Raw genomic sequence first — 2214 nt, 5'->3', positions numbered from 1 at the left:
GGGGGGCCGCCGGCGCGGGCGGGCGGCCGGCCCGCCCCCCCCGCCCCCCGCCGCGCCGGGGGGGGGGGCGGCGGGCGCCGCCCCCCTCCACCGGTGTCCCGGGTGGTCGTCGTGCGTCCTACTTGGTCTTGCGCCACTGGACACAGGTCCAGTCGACCGCCTCGATGGGGTCGTCGATGCCGTGCTGGCGGCGGTAGTCGTCCACGGCCTTGCTGCACATCGTGTAGAAGTAGTCGTCGATGATGCAGTAGCCGCCGACCGAGAGCTTCGGGTAAAGGGCCTCAAGGGCCTCGTAGGTCGACTGGTAGAGGTCGCCGTCGAGGCGCAGGACCGCCAGTTTCTCGATCGGCGCGTTCGGCAGCGTGTTCTCGAAGAATCCGGTCAGGAATTCCACGCGCTCGTCGAGCAGTCCGTACTGGTCGAAACGCGCCTTCACCTCGTCGAAGGTGACCTTCAGGGAAACGCCCATCGTGCCGATGATGTCCTGGCTGCGGCCCTTCCAGGGGTCCGACGGGTACTTGTCGGTCGGGGGCGGGAATCCGTCGAAGGAATCGGCGACCCAGACCTTCCGCGTCTTGTCGCCGTACGCCGTCAGGGCGGCGCGCATCAGGATGCACGAGCCGCCGCGCCACACCCCGGTCTCGATGAGGTCGCCGGGGATCCCCTCCCTGATGACGGTGGCGGTGACCTGGTGGATGTTGTCGAGCCGCTCCCGGCTGACCATGGTGTCCGCCTGCACGTGCGGCATGATCCCCTTGCCCGCCAGGTAGGCCAGGCGCTGGTCGCCCTCGCCCCCCGATTCGGTGGTGTAGGGGAATGCGGCGCCGTCGTGGAACCGAAGAAGGCATTTCTTCAGCAGGTCGAGGTAGGCGTCGGGCAGATCCGAGGCAATCGGATCCACCGTCTTCTCGACCGTCCTGGCTTCCTTGCTCACCATTTCCGCCCCTTCCTATGCCCCGGTTTCGGCACCCATCCCAGCAGGTAAATCTGAACCGCCCCTAAAACAGGCGACGACGGCAATGGCGGCCCGGCTTCGGATGAAGTCGGGCCGCCAATCGACCGTCATCGCCCGGTCGAACGGCCGGCGTCAGAAGTGCGTGGGCAGGCGCGGGGCGTAGGACGACTCCAGCGCGGTGATCTCCTCGTCGGTGAGCCGGATGTCGAGCGCGGCGACGGCGTCGGCGAGATGGCCCGGCCTGGTCGCGCCGACGACGGGGGCGGTGACGACGGGGTTCTTCAGCACCCACGCCATGGCCACCTGCGCCATCGGCACACCGCGCGTCCGGGCGATCTGCTCCACCGCGCCCACGACGTCCTTGTCGCTGTCGAGGTACAGCGGACGCCCGTACGGGTCGGTGGGCGGGATGGTCCCGCCGCGGGTCGTCCCCCGCTCGCCCCAGGGCCGGGCGAGCAGTCCGGCGGCGAGGGGGCTCCAGGGCAGGCTGCCCACGCCCTGGTCGGCGAGCAGGCCGAACATCTCCCGCTCCTCCTCACGCTGGAGCAGGCTGTACTGGTCCTGCATGGTGACGAACTTCGTCCAGCCGTTCAGCTCGGCGGCGTGCTGCATCTTGGCGAACTGCCAGGCCCACATCGACGAGGCGCCGATGTAGCGGACCTTGCCCGCCTTGATGACGTCGTGCAGCGTCTCCATCGTCTCTTCCACCGGCGTCTCGGGGTCGAACCGGTGGATCTGGTAGAGGTCGACGTGGTCGGTGCCGAGCCGGTCCAGCGAGGCGTCGAGCTGTTCGATGATCGCCTTGCGGGACAGTCCGGGGCGGCTGGGCCCCTGCCGCATCGGGAAGAACAGCTTGGTCGCCAGGACGACGTCCTCGCGTCGGGTGTACTTCCGCAGCGCGCGCCCGACGATCTCCTCCGACACGCCCATCGCGTAGATGTTGGCGGTGTCCCAGAAGGTGATGCCGAGCTCGACCGCCTGCCGGAAGAGCGGCTCGGCGGCCTCGTCGTCGAGCGTCCACGGCTGGATCGGCGAGGCGACGCCGAAGCTCATGCAGCCCAGCGCGAGCCGGCTGACCTTCAGTCCGGACGATCCCAGACGGGTGTACTCCATGGATTCCTGCCTCTTTCTGGCTTTCCGACTGTTGCTTCGCGGGGGGGGGGGGGGGGCGCGCGCCCCCCCCCCCGCCCCCCCCCCCCCGCCCCCCCCCCCAGAAAAGAGCCCCCGGCCCCCGCCCCCCCCCCCCCCCCCCCCCCCCC

At 70.1% G+C, this 2214-nt stretch carries 2 protein-coding genes; both read right to left on the bottom strand.

Annotation, left to right across the window (positions count from 1 at the left end; all coding sequences use genetic code 11):
* Positions 1–118: 118 nt before the first annotated feature.
* A complete protein-coding gene (locus tag ACFW1I_RS25830; protein ID WP_384674206.1) occupies positions 119–937 on the bottom strand; it encodes a TylF/MycF/NovP-related O-methyltransferase in 819 nt (272 codons plus the stop codon).
* A 150-nt stretch (positions 938–1087) separates the two neighbouring features.
* Positions 1088–2068, bottom strand: coding sequence for an aldo/keto reductase (locus ACFW1I_RS25825; RefSeq protein ID WP_384674203.1), 981 nt, complete (start codon positions 2066–2068; stop codon positions 1088–1090).
* Between the last annotated feature and the right edge of the window lie 146 nt (positions 2069–2214).

The organism is Streptomyces sp. NPDC058955 (assembly GCF_042741435.1).
GTDB lineage: Bacteria > Actinomycetota > Actinomycetes > Streptomycetales > Streptomycetaceae > Streptomyces.
The sequence above is the reverse complement of the archived record's forward strand: the minus strand, read 5'-3'. Positions and strand labels throughout refer to the sequence as shown.